At 73.1% G+C, this 19,997-nt stretch carries 15 protein-coding genes and 1 pseudogene; 2 read left to right on the forward strand and 14 right to left on the reverse strand.

Annotated elements, in window-relative coordinates:
- Window positions 1-106: 106 nt before the first annotated feature.
- The gene (locus Q0994_RS25115; protein WP_299538507.1) at window positions 107-559 is read left to right on the forward strand and encodes an adenylyltransferase/cytidyltransferase family protein; all 453 of its coding nucleotides are present in this window, start codon (window positions 107-109) and stop codon (window positions 557-559) included.
- Here the strand turns inward: Q0994_RS25115 and Q0994_RS25120 are convergent.
- The 7 genes and pseudogenes from Q0994_RS25120 to Q0994_RS25150 all read right to left on the reverse strand — a co-directional run bounded on the left by Q0994_RS25120 (window position 525) and on the right by Q0994_RS25150 (window position 8,269).
- Window positions 525-1,277, reverse strand: a complete 753-nt coding sequence (locus Q0994_RS25120; RefSeq protein WP_299538508.1) for a CDP-alcohol phosphatidyltransferase family protein — start codon at window positions 1,275-1,277, stop codon at window positions 525-527. The two genes, Q0994_RS25115 and Q0994_RS25120, sit on opposite strands and share 35 nt — an antisense overlap.
- Window positions 1,278-1,389: 112 nt before the next feature.
- Window positions 1,390-1,743: a monovalent cation/H(+) antiporter subunit G gene (gene mnhG / locus Q0994_RS25125; protein ID WP_299538509.1), complete on the reverse strand. Its 354-nt coding sequence runs from the start codon at window positions 1,741-1,743 to the stop codon at window positions 1,390-1,392.
- Window positions 1,740-2,075, reverse strand: coding sequence for a monovalent cation/H+ antiporter complex subunit F (locus Q0994_RS25130; protein WP_299538510.1), 336 nt, complete (start codon window positions 2,073-2,075; stop codon window positions 1,740-1,742). Before Q0994_RS25130 ends, mnhG begins: the two co-directional genes overlap by 4 nt.
- Window positions 2,072-2,668 (reverse strand): Na+/H+ antiporter subunit E, encoded by a 597-nt coding sequence (locus Q0994_RS25135; protein WP_299538742.1) that lies wholly within the window; start codon window positions 2,666-2,668, stop codon window positions 2,072-2,074. The genes Q0994_RS25130 and Q0994_RS25135 overlap by 4 nt, the downstream gene beginning before the upstream one ends.
- Window positions 2,669-2,706: 38 nt before the next feature.
- A complete protein-coding gene (locus Q0994_RS25140; RefSeq protein ID WP_299538511.1) occupies window positions 2,707-4,362 on the reverse strand; it encodes a Na+/H+ antiporter subunit D in 1,656 nt (551 codons plus the stop codon).
- Between the two features lie 317 nt (window positions 4,363-4,679).
- Window positions 4,680-5,261, reverse strand: a pseudogene (locus tag Q0994_RS34180) (Na(+)/H(+) antiporter subunit C); the annotation flags it as partial.
- Window positions 5,258-8,269, reverse strand: coding sequence for a Na+/H+ antiporter subunit A (locus Q0994_RS25150; RefSeq protein WP_299538515.1), 3,012 nt, complete (start codon window positions 8,267-8,269; stop codon window positions 5,258-5,260). The pseudogene Q0994_RS34180 and the gene Q0994_RS25150, both read right to left, overlap by 4 nt.
- 404 nt (window positions 8,270-8,673) lie before the next feature.
- On the opposite strand from Q0994_RS25150, the gene Q0994_RS25155 reads away from it, so the two are divergent.
- Window positions 8,674-9,123 (forward strand): ATP-binding protein, encoded by a 450-nt coding sequence (locus tag Q0994_RS25155; RefSeq protein WP_299538518.1) that lies wholly within the window; start codon window positions 8,674-8,676, stop codon window positions 9,121-9,123.
- Here Q0994_RS25155 and Q0994_RS25160 read toward each other — a convergent pair.
- The 7 genes from Q0994_RS25160 to Q0994_RS25190 all read right to left on the reverse strand — a co-directional run bounded on the left by Q0994_RS25160 (window position 9,089) and on the right by Q0994_RS25190 (window position 19,821).
- A complete protein-coding gene (locus Q0994_RS25160) occupies window positions 9,089-10,546 on the reverse strand; it encodes an amino acid permease (protein ID WP_299538520.1) in 1,458 nt (485 codons plus the stop codon). The two genes, Q0994_RS25155 and Q0994_RS25160, sit on opposite strands and share 35 nt — an antisense overlap.
- A 175-nt stretch (window positions 10,547-10,721) precedes the next feature.
- Window positions 10,722-11,747 carry an ornithine carbamoyltransferase gene (gene argF / locus Q0994_RS25165; protein ID WP_299538522.1) on the reverse strand — a complete coding sequence of 342 codons (1,026 nt, stop codon included), beginning with the start codon at window positions 11,745-11,747 and terminating at the stop codon, window positions 10,722-10,724.
- 220 nt (window positions 11,748-11,967) lie between these two features.
- Complete coding sequence (locus Q0994_RS25170) at window positions 11,968-13,200, reverse strand: arginine deiminase (RefSeq protein WP_299538524.1); 1,233 nt, start codon at window positions 13,198-13,200, stop codon at window positions 11,968-11,970.
- Window positions 13,201-13,290: 90 nt separating this feature from the next.
- Window positions 13,291-15,924 (reverse strand): polynucleotide kinase-phosphatase, encoded by a 2,634-nt coding sequence (locus tag Q0994_RS25175; RefSeq protein ID WP_299538526.1) that lies wholly within the window; start codon window positions 15,922-15,924, stop codon window positions 13,291-13,293.
- Window positions 15,921-17,561, reverse strand: a complete 1,641-nt coding sequence (locus Q0994_RS25180; RefSeq protein ID WP_299538528.1) for a 3' terminal RNA ribose 2'-O-methyltransferase Hen1 — start codon at window positions 17,559-17,561, stop codon at window positions 15,921-15,923. Before Q0994_RS25180 ends, Q0994_RS25175 begins: the two co-directional genes overlap by 4 nt.
- Before the next feature lie 265 nt (window positions 17,562-17,826).
- Window positions 17,827-18,846: a homocysteine S-methyltransferase gene (gene mmuM, locus Q0994_RS25185; RefSeq protein WP_299538531.1), complete on the reverse strand. Its 1,020-nt coding sequence runs from the start codon at window positions 18,844-18,846 to the stop codon at window positions 17,827-17,829.
- 45 nt (window positions 18,847-18,891) lie between these two features.
- A complete protein-coding gene (locus tag Q0994_RS25190; RefSeq protein WP_299538533.1) occupies window positions 18,892-19,821 on the reverse strand; it encodes an LLM class F420-dependent oxidoreductase in 930 nt (309 codons plus the stop codon).
- Between the last annotated feature and the right edge of the window lie 176 nt (window positions 19,822-19,997).

The following is a 19,997-nucleotide window of genomic DNA, read 5'->3' on the forward strand; positions in this document are numbered from 1 at the left end:
AACAGCCCCCACGAGCTTATCCGTTCACGGCTTGCACAAGTGTTCTTCACAGTAAGGTCGTCGGAAACATCACCACATAACGTTCACCTGGGGGGAGAGAACGCACATGGTGCAACACAGGGTGGGTTACGCACCGGGGGTCTACGACCTGTTCCACGTCGGCCACCTCAACATTCTTCGCCACGCACGGAGTCAGTGCGACTACCTGGTCGCCGGCGTGGTCTCGGACGAGATGGCCGCCCTGGCGAAGGGGCACCGTCCGGTGATTCCGCTTCCCGAGCGTCTGGAGATCGTCCGCAGCGTCCGCTTCGTGGACGCCGCCTTCGTCGAGACCGTGCCGGACAAGGTCGAGACCTGGCAGCAGGTCAGGTTCGACGTGATCTTCAAGGGCGACGACTGGCGGGGCACCGAGAAGGGGAAGAAGCTCGAACGCGACTTCGCCGAAGTCGGCGTCGAGGTCGTCTACTTCCCCTACACCGTGCACACGTCCAGCACCCAGTTGCGCAAGGCGCTGGACGTGCTCGTCAGCCCTCCGCCCGGAGCGCTCTCAGCTCCCTGAACCACTTGGCGAGGAACGCCACCAGGAACAGGGCGTGCACCGCCGCCAGCAGGGCGTATCCCGCCCGGAAGGCGGCGGGCGCGCCCAGCAGCAGGAAGACCAGGCAGAAGACCCCGTAGTCGGCGGGCAGCAGTGCGACCGCCCGCACCCGGGAGACCGGTGCCGCCGGGGCGGGTTCCGGCGGGCGTGGCGCCGGTACCGCGACCGCGGCGGCGGCCGCCTTGCCGAGCTGTTCACGCAGCAGCCCCGCGCAGAAGGTGAGCACCGCGACGAACAGGAAGCCGAGCGGCAGCAACAGCCACGCCCCGCCGGTCCGTTCGCCGAACCGGTAGAAGGAGATCAGCACGGCGGTGTGCACCAGGATCATCTTGGCGCAGTCGACCACGTGGTCCAGCCACTCGCCGTCCGGGCCGCCCCTGCCGGTGAGCCGGGCGAGCTGCCCGTCGGCCGAGTCGAAGGCGAAGCCGACGACCAGCCCCGCCCAGACGAGCAGGCCCAGCGCCCAGGACGGGGCCGTCGACGCCACCGCGGCGATCGAGGCGAAGGTGAACGCCGCGCTCACCAGGGTCACTTGATTGGGCGTCAGTCCGCACCGGTAGGCGCCGGTCGCCAGGACCCGCCCCGCGGGCCGGTTCACGTACCGCGAATAGAGCGAGACGCCCTTGGACGTCTTCTGTGCCCCGCGCAATGCGCGCAGCACCGTACCCGTGCTTTCCATACGCCCCCCAGCGTCCAGCGGTGACCGAATCATGACACGTTCCGTTTCGGTCCACATGCCGTACATCGGCCCCGGAGTCCTCCTCCCGGTCCGAACGCGGGTGCGGGCGGGGCTACTTCTCCTCGGTGAGCTGCTCGTCGAGGTCGTCGAAGAGCAGTTCGTCGTGGTCGATCTGCCCGGTGCGGTACGCGGACCGGGCGACCAGGTGGGCGGCGACGGGGCCGGTCATCATCTGGAAGAAGACGATCAGTCCCAGGGTGGCGAGGTCCATCCCGCTGCGCAGCCGCATCGCCACTCCGGCCAGCACGAGCAGGATGCCGAGCGTCTGCGGTTTGGTCGCCGCGTGGCTGCGGGAGACGACGTCGGGAAACCGCAGTATCCCGATGACGCCCAGCAGGCAGATGGCCGCGCCCAGCAGGACGAGTGCGGCTCCGGCGGTGTCCACGATCTGCAGCCAGGTGTTCATCGGGAGACCTCCTCGGAGCGGCCGGCCGGACCGCCGCGGCGCCGTCGGCCGGGGCGGTCCCGCACGGCGATGAAGCGGGCGATGCCGACCGAGCCGGTGAAGCCGAGGAAAGCCAGCACCAGCATGATCGGGAAGTAGAACGGGTCGCGGGCCAGGGCGGACCGGGCGCCGAGGCCCGCGATGATGAGGGCGGCGCAGACGTCCAGGGACAGGGCGCGGTCGAGCATGGAGGGGCCGCGCCAGATCCGGTACAGCAGCAGGAGTCCGGCCACGGCGATCAGCGCCACGGCGGCGTACAACAGGAACCGGTCGACGTGCTCGGGTGCGCTCACGCGTCTGGCCTTCCGGTGTCGGGGCGGGGCGGCTCGGCGCGGGACGGCTCCCGCGCCACCCGGTCGATCTCCTCGCGGGTGCCGAAGGCGCGCACGGTCAGCTCCTCGATCCTCCAGACGGAGGTGCGGGCCGCCTCCAGCTCGGCGGGCCGGTCCGCGTCGAGCACGTGCAGGAACAGGGTGGCGGTGGCGCGGCGCACCTCCACGATCGCGCCGCCCGGCACGTTGGAGACGGCGACGGCGGTCGCGGTCAGCATCAGGTCGCTCCGGCACCGCAGCGGCACCGCGACGACCGCGGGCCGGTGCGGGCGGCCCGAGAAGATCTGCCGGGTCACCTTCACCCCGGAGGTGAACATGTCGTAGACCAGGTATCCGGCCAGCACCACCATGCCCACCGGGTGCAGCCGCAGCCCGAGGTCCACGCGGGGCAGCGGGAAGGCCATGCAGACCACGAACGCGACCACCACCCCGGTGATCACGTTCGCCCAGGTCAGGGTGGACCACAGCAGCACCCAGATCACGGTGAGCCAGGCGATCAGCGGCAGGTCCAGGACGCGGCGTCCGCGGCCCAGCGCCCAGCTGAGCGGCGGCAGGGCCGGTTCGGCCCGCGACTCGGCGGAGGGGTCCTCGCTCACCGGCCGAGCACCTCCTCGATGTACGGGGTACGGGCGAGCAGTTCGGCGGCCGCCCGGTCGGTGTACCCGGCCAGTGGTCCGGCGAACACGGTGAAGGCGACGCCGAGCACCACGGCCGCGGCGGTCGCCCCGACCATGGGGCGGGGCAGCTTGCTGGTGGTGGTGATGGAGCGTCCGTGCAGGGTCGCCGCGACCGCGCGGCCGGCGGGCTGCGGCTGCCCCTTGATCCCCTCGTCGCCGGTGCCGGGGATGGCGTCCGGGCCGAGGTCGGGGTCGTCGTCGTCCTCGTCGGAGTCGGACTCCAGCACGGTGCCGTCGAGGGCCTGGCCGGGTGGGGCGTCCCGCCAGAACGCGAGGTTCCAGATCTTCGCCATCACGTACAGGGTGAGCAGGCTGGTCACCGCGGAGCCGCCCACCAGGATCCAGGCCCAGACACCGCCGTCGGCGACGCCGGCCCGCATCAGGCCGAGCTTGCCGATGAAGCCGGACAGCGGCGGGATGCCGGCCATGTTCATCGCGGGGACGAAGAAGAGCACCGCGAGCAGCGGCGCGGCCCGCGCGAGACCGCCGATCCGGGTGAGTTCGGTGGTGCCCGCCCGGCGTTCGATCAGCCCCGCGACCAGGAACAGGGTGGTCTGGACGGTGATGTGGTGGGCGACGTAGAAGATCGCGCCGCCGTAGGACAGCCGGGTGGCGAGGCCGATGCCGAAGACCATGAAACCGATGTGGCTGATGAGCGTGAACGAGAACATCCGCTTGAGGTCGGTCTGGGCGACCGCGCCGAGGATGCCGATGAGCATGGAGGCGAGGGCGACGGCCATCAGCAGGTCGCCGAGGCGGTTGCCGGGGAAGAGGAGCGTCTCGGTCCGCAGCATGCAGTAGACGCCCACCTTGGTCAGCAGCCCGGCGAAGACGGCGGTGACCGGGGCGGGGGCGGTGGGGTAGGAGTCGGGGAGCCAGGCCCCCACCGGGAAGACCGCCGCCTTGATGCCGAACACGGTGAGCAGCATGCCCTGGATCAGCGTCTGCACGCCGAGCGGGAGTTCGGTCAGGCGCTGGGCGAGCTGCGCGAAGTTGGCGGTGCCGGTCGCCGCGTAGGTCATGGCGATGGCGGTGAGGAAGAGCATCGAGGAGAACAGCGAGATGATCACGTAGGTGGAGCCCGCCCGGACGCGCGGGGCGGTGCCGCCGAGGGTGAGCAGCACGAAGCTGGCGACCAGCATGATCTCGAAGCCGACGTAGAGATTGACCAGGTCACCGGCGAGGAAGGTGCAGGAGACCCCGGCGACGAGGATCAGATAGGCCGGGTGGAAGACGGCGACGGGGGTCTCCTGGTCCCGGTCGGACATGCCCTGGCCGAGGGAGTACACCAGCACGCAGAGGGTCACCGCCGAGGAGACCGTGAGCATCAGCGCCGAGAGCCGGTCGGCGACCAGGGTGATGCCGAGCGGCGGGGCGAAGTCGCCGAGGTGCACGGAGAGCGGCCCCTGGTCGGCGGTGGCGAACATCAGCGTCGCGGAGAGCGCGAGCACGGCGGTGAGCACGGCGACGCTGATGAACCGCTGGAACCGCTTCAGCCGGGTGCCGAAGGCGAGGCTGAGTCCGGTGGCGCAGAGCGGCAGCAGCACCGGAAGCGGGACGAGGGCGTTCATCCGGTGGCTCCTGGGTCGGGCCGGCGGGGTTCGTCGCCGGCCGGTGGGTCGTCGGGGTGCTCGGGGTCGGGGTGCTTGGGGTCGGGGTGCTCGGGGTCGGGGTGCTCGGCGTCGGGGTGCTCGGCGTCGGGCCTGGCGGAGTCCGGGTGCGCGGGGTCGGAGGGTTCCGGGGCGGGCGCCTCGGAGCCCGGGTCGTCGCCGTCGTCCGCCGCGGGCCCCGGGCCGCCGGCCGGGGCGCGGTCGTCGGAGGAGGGGCCCGAACCGTGGTCCCCGCCGTCGGGCGCGTGCCCGCCGGCGCGGGCGGCGTCCCGGCGCGCCTCGGCCGCCTCGGCGTCGGCCGCCGCGTAGTCCTCGGGGTCGGCGCCCAGCACGTCGTGCCAGAGGTTGCCGGTGGCGCTGCGGCCCCGGGCCTGCAGGGCGCGGTCGGCGCGCAGCCGGTGCCGCAGGTGGCGCCGCCGCTCGCGGTATCGGTCGCGCTCCTCCTCCGTGGGCGCGTCGCCCGTGCGGTACTCCTCACGCAACTGGGCCCGCTCGTCCATCACTTCGACGCGCAGCGCGATGCGCCGGTCCTCCAGGTCGTCGTGGACCTCGTCGGAGCCGGTGATCTGGTGGCTGCGGTAGGCCATGGCCAGGAGGAAGGAGGTGGTGGCCAGCGTGATCACGATGGCGGTCAGCGCGATGGCCTGCGGCAGCGGGTCGGTCACCTCGCGGAACGGCACGCCGTAGAGCAGCGGCGCCTCGCCCGCCGCGCCGGTGGAGGAGAGGACCAGGAGGTTGATGCCGTTGCCGATGATGACGGCGCCCAGCAGGATGCGGGTGAGCGGCCGGGTCAGCATGAGGATGCCGCCCACCGCGCAGAGCACCACGGCGGTGAACAGGAGCGAGGCGCTGACGATCATCGGGCGTCACCTTCCGAGGGGCCTTCGGCGGCCGGGCCGTCCGCGGCGGGCCCGCGTCCCGGCCCCCCGGAGGTGGGGCCCGCGGGCGCCGCGAGCACGCCGGCGGCCCGCTCGATCTGCCGGTCGACCTTGGCGCCGAGGGCGCGGACGATGTCGAGCACGACACCGAGCACCAGCAGATAGACCCCCGCGTCGAAGAGCACCGACGTCCCGAGGTGGTACTTCCCGAAGACGGGGAGGTCGCCGTGGTAGGTCCAGGCGTGCAGCACCGTTCCGTCGAACAGGCCGAGCAGGGCCACGCCCGTGGAGAGGAACAGGCCGAGGCCGGTGACGAGGCCCGGCGGCAGCGGCGCCGCCTCGGCCAGCTCGAACCGGCCGCCCGCGAGGTAACGGGTGATCAGCGCGACGGAGGCGACGAGCCCGGCGACGAACCCCCCGCCGGGCATGTTCTCGGCGCAGAACAGCAGGTAGACGGAGAGGACGAGGATCGGGTGGAAGAGCAGCCGGGCCACCACCTCGAAGATGACGGACCGGTGTTCGGGGGCGAGCGTCGAGCCGGCGGCGAGCCAACTGCGCTCCGGCGCCCCCTCGTCGCCCTGCGGCAGCCCGGTCATCCCCGGCCGGGAGAGCGACCAGGCGGTGTCCCGGCCCCGGATCTCCTCGCGGGAGGCCGTGACGCCGTCCGCCCGGGAGGCCGTGGCGCCGTCGGCGCGGGGCGTCGAGGCGCCGTCGGCGCGGCGGTGCAGGTAGATCAGGCTGGTCACGCCGATGGCGGCGGCGGCGAGCACCGCGGACTCCCCCATCGTGTCCCAGGCCCGCAGGTCGACCAGGATGGTGGCGACCACGTCCTTGAGGCCGTGGTCGGCGGCCTCCTGGACCATGGCCGCTCCCGCGGGCTCCGCGGTGCGCGCGGCGGCGGCCACCCACACCACGACGCCGAGGGTGGCGGCGGCGGCGAGCGCCACCGGGATGCGCACGGCCCGGCGCCAGTTGCTCACCGACTCCTGGAAGTGCACCGGCATGCGACGCAGCACCAGGACGAACACGATCATCGACACCGTCTCGACGCAGAACTGGGTGAGCGCCAGGTCGGGGGCTCCCTGGACGACGAAGAGCAGCGCGGTTCCGTAGCCGGTGAGGCCGGCGAGCACCACGGCCTTCATGCGGCGGCTGACGGTGAGGCAGAGCAAGGCGGCGAGCGAGGTCAGCACGGCGAGCGCGCCCTGCAGCGGGGCGTCCCACAGCCGGGGGGCGACGGCCCCGTCCCAGGGCCGGTCGGTGGCGAGGACCGCGAGCTGTCCGGCGAGCATGACCATGAGGGTGGTGGCCAGGTAGACGGAGAGGGAGCCGCGCTGGACGAATCCGGTGACCTGGAGGGCGAACCGTTCCAGCCCCAGCAGCAGGTGGCCGAAGACGCCGTCCGCGGTCGGCCACGCGATCCGCCGGGACAGCCGGGTGACGCCCGAGCGGGCGGCGAACAGCGCGGCGCCGCCCACCCAGGCGAGCACCGACAGCAGCAGGGCGACGCCGAAGCCGTGCCAGATCTCCAGGTGGTACGGGTGGGCGGGGACCGGGAACTCGTCGGCGTACTGGGAGAGCAGCCGGTCGGTCCAGACGACGCCGGGGCCGAGCACCAGCCCGCACAGGGCGAGCAGGGCGGGCGGGGCGAGGAAGGCCGCGCCGACCCGGTGGGTGGGGGTGTCGGCGACGCCGGGCTTGCGGGCGAACGCGCCCCAGACGAACCGTACGGTGTACGCGGTGGTGAGCGCGGAGCCCACGACGGTGGCGGCGAGCACCCAGCGGTCGACGGTGTCGCCGTGCAGCAGTGCGTCGAAGGCCGCCTCCTTGGCGGCGAACCCGAGCATCGGCGGGAGGGCGGCCATCGAGGCGGCGGCGAGCGTGCCGACCGCGCACACCCAGGGCGCCGCCCGGCCGACTCCGGACAGTCTCCGCAGGTCGCGGGTGCCGGTGGCGTGGTCGACGATGCCGATGACGAGGAAGAGCGGGGCCTTGAAGAGGGCGTGCCCGAGGATCATGGCGACGGCGGCGAGCGCGGCGTCGTAGTTGCCGGCGCCGGCGAGCACGGTGAGGAAGCCGAGCTGGCTGACGGTGCCGTAGGCCAGGACGAGTTTGAGGTCGTGCAGGCGCAGGGCCCGCCAGCCGCCGAGCAGCATGGTGGCGGTGCCGAGGACGAGGACGGTCGGGCGCCAGACGGGCACGTCGGCGAAGGCGGGGGCGAGGCGGGCGATCAGGTAGATCCCGGCCTTCACCATCGCCGCGGCGTGCAGGTAGGCGCTGACCGGCGAGGGGGCGGCCATGGCGTTCGGCAGCCACATCGAGAACGGCCAGATCGCCGACTTGGAGAGCGCCCCGCAGAGCACGAGCACGAGGGCGACCTGGACGGCGGCGGTCGCCTCGGGCGGGTCGGCGACCAGCGCGGAGATGCGGAAGGTGCCCGCCGCCTCCCCCAGGATCAGGAAGCCGACGAGCATCGCCAGCCCGCCGAACGTCGTGACGGTGAGCGCCTGGAGCGCGGAGCGGCGGTTCTGCTTGCGCTCGCTGCCGTGTCCGATCAGCAGGTAGGAGAAGACCGTGGTCAGCTCCCAGAACACGTACAGCGTGATCAGGTCGTCCGCGAGGACCAGCGCGAGCATCGCGCCGGTGAAGGCGAGGAGGTTGCCGGCGAACCGGGCGAGCTGCGGGGTGTCGCGCTCGAAGTAGGACGCGCAGTAGAGCAGTACCAGGGTGCCGACGCCCGCCGCGAGCAGCACCATCAGCTCGCCGAGCGCGTCGAGCCGCAGATCGACGGAGACGCCGTACGTCTCGATCCACTGCCAGGACCAGGTCTCCGCGCGGCCGGACGCGGTGACGGTCCATTCGGTGGCGGCCCAGACGGTGGCGGCGGCCGGCGGCAGCGCGAGGACCACGAAGGCGCGGGGACCGAGCCGGTGCACCAGGGGACCGGCGCACGCGGCCAGCAGGAAGTGGCAGGCGACGAGTGCGATCACAGGGAGGCGTCCGAAGTCAGGGGCACCGACTACAGATATCCCCCCGCGCGGCGTTCACCCGTCCGGCGCGCCGGTTTGTGCGCCCGTTGCGCCCCGGCGGAACCGGGCGGCCGTGCGGGAGCCCGGAAAGTCCGGTGTCGGGGCCCCGCCGGCGCGGGTGCGCTGGTCACCGGGGCGGCCGTGCCGGGCCGTTGGGCCGTGCGGGCGAAGGGCGCGGGCGTCGGCCGGGCGGCCGAAGGTCCCACCGACGGCGGACGCCCGGCCCTGGGTGACGCCCGACACGGTCCGTAAGGTGGGGCAAGGAAAGCGTTCCCGCGCCGCCCGGCCGTCACGGCCGCGGCCCCCTGGCCGGCCCCCCGGCTTTTCCGCGCATGATCCTCCAGTGACCGGAACAGACCTCCGCCTTGACGCCCGTCGACCCCGCCCCCACCTCCTGGCGCGTCGCGCTGCCGCACTCCGCCGAAGCGGTGCCGATCGCGCGCGGCCTCGTCCGCTCGGCGCTCGCGGACCTCGACGCCGCCGCGGACGGCGACACCGCGGAACTCCTCACCGCCGAGCTGGTCGCCAACGCCGTCGAGCACACCGGCGGCCTCGGGCCCATCGAGCTGGTGGTGGAGCTGCTGCCGACCCGCTGTCAGGTCGAGGTCCACGACTACGACCCGGCGCCGCCCGGTGACCTGACCGCCGGCGGTCCGGTCACCATGCCGGACCCCCTCCAGGAGCACGGCCGGGGTCTGCTGCTGATCCGGACGCTGAGCACCGCCTGCGGGCACCGCTCGACCGAGCACGGCAAGGCCGTCTGGTTCACCCTGCCGGTGGTCACTCCTGCGTCGCCGGCGGCTCCGCGGAGCTGACCAGCCGCGAGTGACCGCGGCCGTAGCAGGAGTACAGCAGCACGCCGACGGCGAGGAAGACCGCGAACTGGACCCAGGTCGTCCAGCCCGTGCCGTACATCAGGTACACGCAGAAACCGACGCCCAGGATCGGGCTGAGCGGGTAGAACGGCACCCGGAAGGACCGCTTCAGGCCGGGGTGGCGGCGGCGCAGCGAGATCACCGCGACGTTCACGACCGCCATGGCGGCCAGGGTGCCGATCGTGGTCAGGTTGACCACCGCGTCGAGCGACGAGAAGGCGGCCGGGACAGCGAAGACGATCGCGACGATCCAAGTGTTGGCGACCGGCGTGTGGGTCCGGCGCGAGACGCGCTCGAAGACGCGCGGGATCAGGCCGTCGCGGGACATCGACATCAGGATGCGGGTCTGGCCGTACATCACCGCGAGCACCACGGACGCAATGGCGACGACCGCGCCGAAGGCCACGATCCCGCCGCCCACCGTGGAGCCGGTGACCTGGTTGACCACGACGGAGAGCGCGGCGGGCGTGCCGGCCACGTCGCCGGCGCCCAGCGCGCCGATGGCGGCGAGGGCGACGGCGCAGTAGAGCAGGGTGACCAGGCCGATGCAGATCATGATCGCGATCGGGATGTCGCGCCGGGGGTTCTTGACCTCCTCGCCCGCGGTGGTGATGGCGTCGAAGCCGATGTACGAGAAGAACGCCAGCGAGGCGCCGGAGGTGATGCCGGCGACACCGCTGTCCGCGAACGGCGAGAGGTTGCCGTCGTGGAAGGCGGTGAAGCCGATGACGCAGAAGGCGATCAGGATGCCGATCTTGAGCACGGCCATCGCGGCGGTGGCGGTGGCGCTCTCCCGGACGCCGCGCACCAGCAGGGTCGCGGCCATCATGATGACCACCACGGCGGGCAGGTTGATCACCCCGCCGTCGGCGGGACCGGCGGCGAGCGCCTCGGGGATGTTCCAGCCGGTGAGGCTGTGCAGCAGCTCGTCGACGTACTGGCTCCAGCCGACGGCGACGGCGGAGACGGACACGCCGTACTCCAGCAGCAGGCACCAGCCGACGAGGAAGGCGACGCGTTCGCCCAGGGTCGCGTAGGCGAAGGAGTAGGAGCTGCCGGATACGGGGATCGCGCCGCCGAGCTCCGCGAAGGAGAACGCGGTGAAGACGCAGGTGATCGCCGCCAGTACGAAGGAGATCACGACGGCGGGTCCCGCCTCGGCCACGCTGTCGGAGAGGCCGACGAAGATGCCGGTGCCGACCACCGCGCCCACGCCGAAGCAGACGAGCTGGAAGAGGCCCATCGTGCGCTTCAGGCCGTGTCCCTCCAGGTCCGCCCCGGACTCGGCGACCAGTTGCTGGGGGCTCTTGCGGCGGAGGCCCGGCCGCGCCGGGCCCTTCCCGGACGTGCGCGACGCGCTCATGGGGGGCTGTCTCTTCTCTGGTGGTGCAGTGGGGGGAGCATGCGCGGCGGTTGGCGTGGGGGCCGGGCCGCACATGGGAAGGGGGCCCGAGCGTGCGAGCCCGAACCCCACCGAGACGGGACATGTTAGCCACTGCCCCGCATTTTCACCCAATCGGGTGCATGACCATGCGCCCTCAGTCGTCCGCGAGGGCGGCCACCAGGACGGCCTTGATGGTGTGCAGCCGGTTCTCGGCCTCGTCGAAGACGACGGAGTGGGCGGACTCGAAGACCTCGTCGGTCACCTCCAGCTCGGTCAGCCCGAACTCGGCGTGCAGGTCGCGGCCCACCTTCGTACCGAGGTCGTGGAAAGCCGGCAGGCAGTGCAGGAACTTCACGCCGGGGTCGCCGGTGGCCCGCAGCACGTCCATCGTGACGGAGTACGGCGCGAGGGCGGCGATCCGCTCGGCCCACACCTCCTTGGGCTCGCCCATGGAGACCCAGACGTCGGTGGCGACGAAGCCGCAGCCGGCCACACCCTGCGTGATGTCCTCGGTGAGGGTGACCCGGCCGCCGGAGACCGCGGCCAGTTCACGGGCCCGGGCGACGACGTCCTCGTGCGGCCAGTACGCCTCCGGGGCCACGATCCGCACGTCCATGCCGAGCAGGGCGCCGGTGATCAGGTAGGAGTTGCCCATGTTGAAGCGGGCGTCGCCGAGGTAGGCGAAGGAGAGCCGGGGGCCGGAGATCGCGCCGTCGGCGATCTCGCGCCCCGCCTGTTCGACCATGGTCAGCACGTCGGCGAGCATCTGGGTGGGGTGCCAGTCGTCGGTGAGCCCGTTGAGGACGGGGACGCCCGCGTGCTGCGCCAGCTCCTCCACCGCGGCCTGGCTGTCGCCGCGGAACTCGATGGCGTCGAACATCCGGCCCAGCACCCGGGCGGTGTCCTTGACGGACTCCTTGTGCCCCATCTGGGAGCCGGACGGGTCCAGGTACGTCGTGGAGGCGCCCTGGTCCGCGGCGGCCACCTCGAAGGCGCAGCGGGTGCGGGTGGAGGTCTTCTCGAAGATCAGGGCGATGTTCTTGCCGCGCAGCCGGCGGACCTCGGTCCCCGCCTTCTTCGCCGCCTTGAGCTCGGCGGCCAGCCGGACCAGCCCGAGGAACTCCTCCGCGGTGAAGTCCAGCTCCTTGAGGAAGTGGCGGCCTGTGAGGTCTATGGCCATGGTGGGCTGCTCCTGGATCGGACGAGAACGTCGACGTACCGTAACCCTGGAAGTCTATACGACGCAATGCATCCCTATACGGTCCGGTGCCGTCCCGGCCCGCTCCCCCGGCCCCGGTCCGGACCGTCCGGGACGGGCCGGCTCCGCGCACGGCCCGCCGCGCCGCTCCTCCCCCCGTCGCCTCCGCACCGCCCCTCCCCCACTGCCTCCGCGCCGTCCCTCAGACCGCGTCCCGGACCACCGGGCAGCTCATGCAGCGGGGGCCGCCGCGTCCCCGGCCGAGCTCGCTGCCCGGGATCTCGATCACCTCGATGCCCTGCCTGCGCAGATGCGTGTTGGTGGTCACGTTGCGCTCGTACGCCACGACCACGCCCGGTTCGACCGCCAGCACGTTGCAACCGTCGTCCCACTGCTCCCGCTCGGCCGCGTGCACGTCCTGGGTGGCGGTCAGGACCCGGACCGCGTCCAGGCCGAGCGCCGACGCGATCGCCCGGTGCATGTGCTCCGGCGGATGGTCGGTCACCTTCAGCTCCCTCGGTCCCCCGCCCGGCTGGATGGTGTACGAGCGGAGCATGCCGAGCCCGGCGTACTGGGTGAAAGTGTCCCCGTCGACCATCGTCATCACCGTGTCGAGGTGCATGAACGCCCGCCGCTTCGGCATGTCCAGCGCCACGATGGTGTGCGCGGAACCCGCGTCGAACAGGCCCCGCGCGAGCATCTCCACCGCCTGCGGGGTGGTCCGCTCACTCATCCCGACCAGCACCGCGCCGTTCCCGATCACCAGCACGTCGCCGCCCTCGATCGTGGAGGGGTAGTCGGCCTGTCCCTGCGACCACTGGTGGAAGACGCCCGCCTCGGGCCCGGTGAACAGCGGGTGGTGACGGTAGATCGCCTCGAAGTGGACCGTCTCGCGCTGCCGGGCCGGCCAGCGCATCGCGTTGATCGACACCCCGTCGTAGATCCACGCCGAGGTGTCGCGGGTGAACAGGTGGTTGGGCAGCGGATCGAGGAGGAAGTCGTCCAGGTCCATGACGTGGAAGCGGACCGAGAGGGGCTCGGCGTGCGCGGCCAGGAACTCCCGCTTGGTCATCCCGCCGATCAGCGCCTCGGCCAGCGCGGCCGAGTCCAGCGCCTCGAAGGCGGACCGCAGGTGCTCGGTGGCGAGCGGGCCGTACTCCTTCTCGTCGAAGACCCGGTCCAGCACCAGCCTCCGCGCCACCGGGACGTCGAGGGACTCCCGCAGCAGATCGCCGAAGAGGTGCACCTCGATGCCCCGGTCCCGCAGCACGTCCGCGAACCCGTCGTGCTCCTGCCGTGCCCGCCGCACCCACAGGACGTCGTCGAAGAGGAGCGCGTCCTTGTTGCTCGGCGTCAGCCGCTTCAGTTCCAGATCGGGGCGGTGCAGGATCACGCGGCGCAGCCGCCCGGCCTCGGAGTCGACATGGAATCCCATCCCCTCATCCTCACCGGACGGCGGGCGGTTCACCCCACGAACCGCCCGCCGATCTCGAAGACGTGCGGACGGGCGGTTGGTGGGGGCGGGTCACAGCCGGGGGTCGACCGGCTCCGACTCCAGGGCGAGCACCGCGAAGACCGCCTCGTGGACCCGCCACAGCGGCTCCCCGTCGGCCAGCCGGTCCAGCGCCTCCAGACCGAGCGCGTACTCCCGCAGCGCCAGCGAGCGCTTGTGGCCGAGGAACCGGGACCGCAGCCGCTCCAGGTTGTCCGGGCGGGTGTACTCGGGGCCGTAGACGATCCGCAGGTACTCCCGGCCGCGCACCTTGATGCCGGGCTGCACCAGCCGGGACGCGCCGTCGCGGACCAGGGCGTCCACCGGCTTGACGACCATGCCCTCGCCGCCGCGCCGGGTCATCTCCAGCCACCACTCGGTGCCGGCCCCGACGGAAGCCTCGTCGCCGGTGTCGACGACGAGCCGGCGGGTCTCCTGCACCAGCCCGGTCGGGTCGTGCTCGACCAGCCGGTCGAGCCAGGCGAGCTGCCGGTCGTGCGGGACGGACGCGAGGGAACGGCCCCGCACGGCGAGCACCTGGAACGGCGCGAACCGCACCCCGTCCAGCCCCTCGGTGCTCCAGCAGTAACGCCGGTACGCCTCGGTGAACGCCGCCGCGTCCTCGGCCCGGCCCCGCTGCCGTCCGGCGAGCGCGGCCACGTCGGCGCCGCGCGCCGCGGCGGCGTCCAGGGCCGCGAGGGCGGGCGGGAACACCGCCCCCGACGCGGCGCCGACCGCGGCGTACTGGGCACGCAGCAGGCCGGACGCCTTCAGCGACCACGGCAGCAACTCGGCGTCGAGCAGCACCCAGTCGGTGTCCCACTCCTCCCAGAGCCCGGCCGCCGTGACGGCCGTACGGAGCCTGCCGAGGACCACCTCGGTGAACGCCGGGTCGTCGAAGAACGGCCGGCCGGTACGGGTGTGCAGGGCCCCGGTCGGAGCCGGCCCGCGGTTCGACCCTCCCGCACCGTTCCCGGCCGCGGCCCCGGCTTCGGCCCCGGCGCCGCCGACGCCGACGCCGAAGCGCTCGCGCGCGGCCTCCGCGTCGCGGCAGACCAGGGCCACGGCGCGCGAGCCCATGTGCTTCTCCTCGCACACGACGTGCGTCACACCGTCGGCCCGGTACTGCGCGAAGGCCTCCGCCGGGTGCTCCAGGAACCCCTCCTCGTGCGAGGTGGCGGTAGGGGCCATGGTCGGCGGCAGGTACGCCAGCAGCCGGGGGTCGACCGCGAACCGGCTCATCACTTCGAGCGCCGCCGCCGCGTTCTCCTCCCGGACCGCGACGCGGCCCAGGTGCCGGGTCTCCACGATCCGGCGGCCGGCCACGTCCGCGAGGTCGAGCGGCCTGCCCTCCCGGCCGCCGGGGGCCGCGGACTCCAACGGCTTGGCCGGCTCGTACCAGACGCGCTCGGCGGGCACGTCCACCAACTCGCGCTCCGGCCAGCGCAGCGCGGTCATCTTCCCGCCGAACACCGCGCCGGTGTCCAGGCAGATGGTGTTGTTGATCCACGAGGTGGTGGGCACGGGCGTGTGGCCGTAGACGACGGTGGCCCGGCCGCGGTAATCCTCCGCCCACGGATAGCGGACCGGCAGACCGAACTCGTCGGTCTCGCCGGTGGTGTCCCCGTACAGCGCGTGCGAACGGACCCGGCCGGACGTGCGGCCGTGGTACTTCTCGGGCAGCCCGGCGTGGCAGACGACCAGCTTGCCGTCGTCGAGGACGTAGTGGCTGACCAGCCCGTCGATGAACTCGGCCACCCGCGCGCGGAAGTCGGGGTCCTTCGCGCCCTCCCGTTCCAGCTGCTCGACGGTCTCGGCCAGTCCGTGGGTGTGCTGGACGTTGCGGCCCTTGAGGTAACGGCCCAGCTTGTTCTCGTGGTTGCCCGGCACGCAGAGCGCGTCGCCGGAGGCCACCATCGACATCACGCGGCGCAGCACGCCGGGGCTGTCCGGCCCCCGGTCCACCAGGTCGCCGACGAACACCGCGGTGCGGCCCCCGGGGTGGGAGCCGTCCACGTAGCCGAGCTTGGCGAGCAGCGTCTCCAGCTCACCGCTGCAGCCGTGGACGTCGCCCACGATGTCGAACGGCCCGGTGAGGTGGCGCAGGTCGTTGTACCGGCGCTCGCGCACCACTTCGGCCTGCTCGGCCTCCTCCTCGGAGCGGAGCACGTGCACCTTGCGGAACCCCTCGCGCTCCAGGCCGCGCAGCGAACGCCGCAGCTCGCGCCGGTGGCGCTGGACCACGTGGCGGGGCATCGACGCCCGGTCGGGCCGGGTGGCGTTGCGCGCGAGGCACACCTCCTCGGGCAGGTCGAGCACGATGGCGATGGGCAGCACGTCGTGCTCCCTGGCCAGCCGCACCAGCTGCTTGCGGCTCTCGGACTGCACGCTGGTGGCGTCCACCACGGTCAGGCGGCCGGCCGCGAGCCGCTTGCCGGCGATGTAGTGCAGCACGTCGAAGGCGTCGCCGCTGGCGCTCTGGTCGTTCTCGTCGTCGGCGACCAGGCCCCGGCAGAAGTCCGAGGAGACGATCTCGGTGGGCTTGAAGTGCCTGCGCGCGAACGTCGACTTCCCGGACCCGCTGGCGCCGATCAGCACCACGAGGGAGAGGTCGGTGACGGGCAGCGTGCGAGGGTGGGCGGTGGTGGCGGTGTCAGTGGTGGTCATGCGGCCTTCGCCTCCTTCTTCTTCTCGTGCGTCCGGTGCGCCTGGTGCGCCTCGTGCGTCTGGTGGGGGTCCGGGACGTCGCGGGCGGCACCGGCCTCGCGGGCGTCACGGTTCCGGTCCCGGTCGGTGCGGTCCCGGTCGGGGCGGTCCTGGTCGGTGCGGTCCTGGTCGGGGCGGTCCCGGTCGGGGCGGTCCTGGTCGGTGCGGGTGAAGACGGCCATCTGGGTGGGCGGTCCGACCTCCGGGTCCTCGGGGCCGACCGGTGTCAGGGTGACCGTGTAGCCGTACCGACCGGCCACCTCGTCGGCCCAGGTGCGGAACTCCTCCCGGGTCCACTCGAAGCGGTGGTCGCCGTGCCGGACGTGCCCCGCGGGCAGGGTCTCCCAGCGGACGTTGTACTCGACGTTCGGCGTGGTCACCAGGACCGTCCGGGGCCTCGCGGAACCGAACACCGCGTACTCCAGGGCCGGCAGCCTCGGCAGGTCCAGGTGCTCGATCACCTCGCTGAGCACTGCGGCGTCGTACCCCCGCAGCCCCTTGTCGGTGTACGTGAGCGAGCCCTGCCGCAACGTGACCCGGGCGGCCTGCCGCTCCCCGAGCCGGTCCAGCTTGAGCCGGCGCGCGGCGAGGGTGAGCGCCCGCATCGACACGTCGACCCCGGTGATCGCGGTGAACCGCACGTCCTTCATCAGGGCCTGCACCAACTGGCCCTGGCCGCAGCCGAGGTCGAGCACCCGGGCCGCGCCCGCGGCGTGCAGGGCGTCCAGGATCGCGGTGCGCCGCGCCACCGCGAGCGGCACCGGCCGCTCCTCGGTGTCGGCGGTCTCGTCGACCGCGTTGTCGACGCTCTCCACCTCCAGGTCGTCGGACTCGGCGAGCCGGACCAGTTCCAGCGCCTGCTCGGCCTGGCGGGTCAGCCCCCACCGGCGCGAGAGGTACCGGCTGGTGATCAGCTTGTGCTCGGGATGGACGGCAAGCCAGCCCTCTCCGGCCCGCAGCAGTTTGTCCACCTCGTCGGGCGCGACCCAGTAGTGCTTCGCGTCGTCGAGCACCGGCAGCAGCACGTAGAGCTGCCGCAGCGCGTCCGCGAGCCGCAACTCGCCCTCCAGCACCAGCCGTACGTAACGCGAGTCGCCCCACTCCGGGAAGCTCTCGTCCAGCGGCACGGGCAGCGCCTCGACCGTCGACCAGCCCAGCGGCGCGAACAGCTTCCGCACCAGCTCGGCCCCGCCCTTGGCGGGCAGCGCCGGCACCTCGATCCGCAGCGGGAGCCGCTCCTCCACCCGGTCCGGCAGCGCGCGGCACACCCCCTTGAGGGCGGACTTGAAGACCGTCGTCATGGCGACCGACATCAACGACGAGGCCGCGTACGGCCGGTCGTTGACGTACTGCGCGAGGGCCGCGTCGGGCGCGCCGCCGCGCCCCTTGCCCTTGCCGCGCCGCACCAACGCCACCGGATCCACTTCCAGGAGCAGGGCGGCGGTGCAGCGGTCGGCGGACGCCTCGGGGTAGAAGACGTGCGCGGTCCCGTGCGAGGTGGAGAACGACTGCGCCTTGTCGGGATGCTTGTGCAGCAGGAATCCGAGATCGGTCGCGGGTCGGTCCGGGGCGCCGGTGGTGCTGATCGTCAGGAACACCCGTCCGAGTATGGTGCGCGCGTCCCGTCCCCACCAGGCATTTTCCCGGCCCGCTCGCCCCTTCTCGCCGGGGCCCGACCGGCCCCGTGCCCGCCCTGGGCCACACTCGTCCGGCAGCGGCGACACGGCCCCCCGCCGCCTGCCTCGCCTCCCCGCAATCCACCCCCGCCGTCTGCCTCCTCCGCACGCAGCGCCCCGCCGCGTGCGCACCTTCCCCAAGGCCCGTCCCAGGCCGCCCCTGGCACCACCCGCCTCCCGGGCGCCCTCACCGCCCCGGTGCCGGCCCCGACGGCGGGTGTCGCTCCGCGAGGGCTTCGACGAGCGCGGCGATCTCCGCGGGGCCGACCCGGCAGCATCCGCCCACCAGCCGGGCGCCGGCCCGCGTCCAGGCCACCGCGCGCCCGGCCGCGAAAGTCGGCTCCCCCGCCCAGCCGCGCGCCGCCGCGTCCCACCGCTCACCGCTGTTGGGGTAGGCGACGACCGGCTTCCCGGTCGTCTCCGCCGCGGTCCGCACCGCCGCCTCCATCTCGTCCGGGTCGCAGCAGTTGACGCCGACAGCCACCACCTGGTCGTTCCCCGCCGCGAGGGCGAACGCCTCCGCCAGCGACTGCCCCGCCCTCGTCCGGCCGCCCGCGACGCTGTACGACAGCCACACCGGTAGGCCGAACTCCCCCGCCACCTCCAGCAACGCCCGCGCCTCGTCCGTGTCCGGCACCGTCTCCAGCGCGAGGACGTCGGGCTCCGCCCGCGCGTAGGCGGCCATCCGGGGGCGGTGGAAGCGGGCCAGTTCCGCCACCGTGAGGCCGTAGCGCCCCCGGTACTCGCTGCCGTTGGCCAGCATCGCCCCGTACGGGCCGACGGACGCGGCCACCCAGGTCTGCCGGTCCGGGGCCCCGGCGGCGGCCCGGCGCGCCAGCTCCACGCTCCGCACCAGGAGTTCGCCGGTGGCGGCCGGGCCGATGCCGCGCCGGGCGAACCCCTCGGCGGTCGCCTGGTATCCGGCGGTGATGAGCACCTGCGCGCCGGCCCGCACATAGGCGGCGTGGGCTGCCTCGATCTGCTCGGGGGCGTCGAGCAGCAGTCGCGCCGACCAGAGCGCGTCCGACAGGTCGCAGCCCTGGGCCTCCAGTTGGTTGGAGAGTCCTCCGTCGAGGACCACGGGCCCGGCCTCCAGCGCCGCTCCGAGGGAACGGGAGGGCGACGCCCCGGCGTCAGGCCCGTCCCGTCCGGACGCGCCGGCCCCGCGGCCGGGGCCGGCCTGGCCGCCCGGCGTCGTGGTGGGCATGGTCCTCAGGCTCCTTCCGGCGGGCGCGTCGGCAGGGTCACGGCCTCACTCTCGGCCGAGCTGCGTCTGGACCTGCGAGGAGATCAGCTCCAGGTGGTCCAGGTCGTCGAGGTCGAGGATCTGGAGGTAGATCCGGGAGGAGCCGATGGCCGCGTACTGGCCGATCTTGTCCACCACCTCGGCCGGCGAACCGGCGAGGCCGTTGGCCTTGAGCTCTTCCGGCTCGCGCCCGATCGCCGCCGCCCGGCGGGCGACCTCCGCGTCGTCCTTGCCGACGCAGACGACCAGCGCGTTGGAGTAGACGAGGTCGTCCGGCGCCCGTCCGGCCGCCTTCGCCGCCTCCCGGACCCGGCCGAACTGCTTCTCACTGTCCGCCAGCGAGGCGAACGGGATGTTGAACTCGTCGGCGTACCGGGCGGCCAGCCGGGGCGTACGGGTCGCGCCGTGGCCGCCGACCAGGATCGGGATCTTGCGCTGCGCGGGCTTGGGCAGGGCCGGCGAGTCCTTCAACTGGTAGTAGGTGCCGTCGTAGTCGAAGGTCTTGCCGGGCTCGGTGGACCAGAGGCCGGTGACGATGGCGAGCTGCTCCTCCAGCCGGCCGAACTTCTCCTTCGGGAACGGGATGCCGTAGGCGGTGTGCTCCTCCTCGAACCAACCTGCCCCGAGACCGAGTTCGACCCGGCCTCCGGACATCTGGTCCACCTGGGCGACCTGGATGGCCAGCACGCCGGGGAGACGGAAGGTGCCCGCCGTCATCAGCGTGCCGAGGCGGATGCGCCGGGTCTCGCGCGCCAGGCCGGCGAGGGTGATCCAGGCGTCGGTGGGGCCGGGCAGCCCGTCGCCGGCGCCCATTTTCAGGTAGTGGTCCGAGCGGTAGAAGGCGTCGAAGCCGAGGTCCTCGGTGGCCTTGGCGACCGTGAGCAGGGTGTCGTAGCTCGCCCCTTGCTGGGGCTCGGTGAAGATTCGAAGATCCATGCATCCATCCTGCCCCCTCCGGCACCCCGGACGCCGCACGGCCCGGACACGCGCTCCCGCGGCGCCCCACCGGAGCCTTCCCCCGGGCCACCGGAGCCCCGAGCCACCGGGCCACCTGCCCCCCGAACCACCCGTCCCCCCGGACCGCCGGACGGCGGTGCCCCACCGCGGCGCTT

Origin of the sequence: uncultured Streptomyces sp., from assembly GCF_947488945.1 — a bacterium.
Classification (GTDB): Bacteria; Actinomycetota; Actinomycetes; order Streptomycetales; family Streptomycetaceae; genus Streptomyces.